Source organism: Neisseria sp. P0021.S006, from assembly GCF_051956895.1.
On record NZ_JBQCWZ010000393.1, the window covers coordinates 1 to 1279 of the forward strand.

Below are 1279 nucleotides of genomic sequence, written 5' to 3' on the forward strand. Positions count from 1 at the left end.
CTTCCGGCAGCAATACTTCCTGATGGAAACCTGCCACATATAAAATCCCCTCGGCACGATGCTCCATAAAGGTACGGATCAGTGGCTCCATCTGACCGGGCTGACCCGGCTTGTTGTCGATGTCGGCAATCATCAAAATCTTGCCTTGTGCGCGAATCCGCTGCTGAATGCCCTTAATCAAGAACATATCCGGTATGCCGTGTCCGCCCGTATTCTCGCCTGTCCGCGAAATGGCGCCGGTAATCAGACCGATCAAGCCAGAACGGTGTGACCGCATAATCCTCGCCGCAGAAGACGGAATATAGCCCAAAGCAGCAATCGCTGTTTCTACTTTAGAACGGGTTTTATCACTGACCGACGCATCGCCGTTAATCACCCGGCTGACCGTCTTGGGAGATACCCCGGCATAAGCAGCGACATCATAAATTGTAGCCATCTTACGGACCTGTCCCGACAAGATTTCAATAATGTTACATAGGATAACACAGCAGACATCGGTGTCATACCCCCTTTTTTACAGAAACTTGATGATAATCAACCGTTTTCATTGCATTTCGCATACATTTCTTAAACAAAACCGACCCTCCCACCTCCCAAAAGTTGTCCAAATTTGTTAAACTACAAACAACTACAAAAAGCAGAAAATAGATACCCTGCTTGTTTACCGTTACATACTAAGGAAACGAAATGTCCGCATACTCAGACGCATGGCAGGCCTTGGAAACCCATCATGCCGGTACTCAACACGTTACCCTGCGCGAACGCTTCGCGGCAGATGCCGAACGTTTCAACAATATGCACGAAATTCTGCACGGTTTGTTATTTGATTACAGTAAAAACCGCCTAGATGAAAACACCCTTGACTTATTGTGCCAACTCGCCGAAGCAGCCGATTTGCCACAATATATGCAGGCCATGAACAGCGGTGAAAAAATCAACACCAGCGAACACCGCGCCGTCCTCCACACCGCCCTGCGCCTGCCTGCCAATGCCAAACCTGTTTACGTTGACGGCGAAAACATCGTGCCAAATGTTCATCACGAACTCAACCGCGCATTCGAGTTCGCACGCCAACTTTTAGACGGCACGCACGCAGGCATTACCGGTAAAGCGATTACCGACTTGGTTCACATCGGTATCGGCGGCTCCGATTTAGGGCCACGCATGGCCACACAGGCGCTGCAGCCTTATTGGCAAAACATACGCGTCCACTTTGTCAGCAACTCCGATGATGCCGACCTGGCCCAAACCCTTCTCGGCCTCAACCCCGAAACCACCG

Annotated in this window: 1 protein-coding gene and 1 pseudogene; one reads left to right on the forward strand and one right to left on the reverse strand. The window is 50.4% G+C overall.

Going from position 1 to position 1279, the window contains the following annotated elements; genetic code table 11:
- Positions 1-436, reverse strand: a 436-nt coding sequence (locus tag ACTHUM_RS14420) for a LacI family DNA-binding transcriptional regulator (RefSeq protein WP_440403214.1), incomplete at its 3' end; no start/stop codon positions are given.
- Between the two features lie 251 nt (positions 437-687).
- On the opposite strand from ACTHUM_RS14420, the pseudogene ACTHUM_RS14425 reads away from it, so the two are divergent.
- Positions 688-1279, forward strand: a pseudogene (locus ACTHUM_RS14425) (glucose-6-phosphate isomerase); the annotation flags it as partial.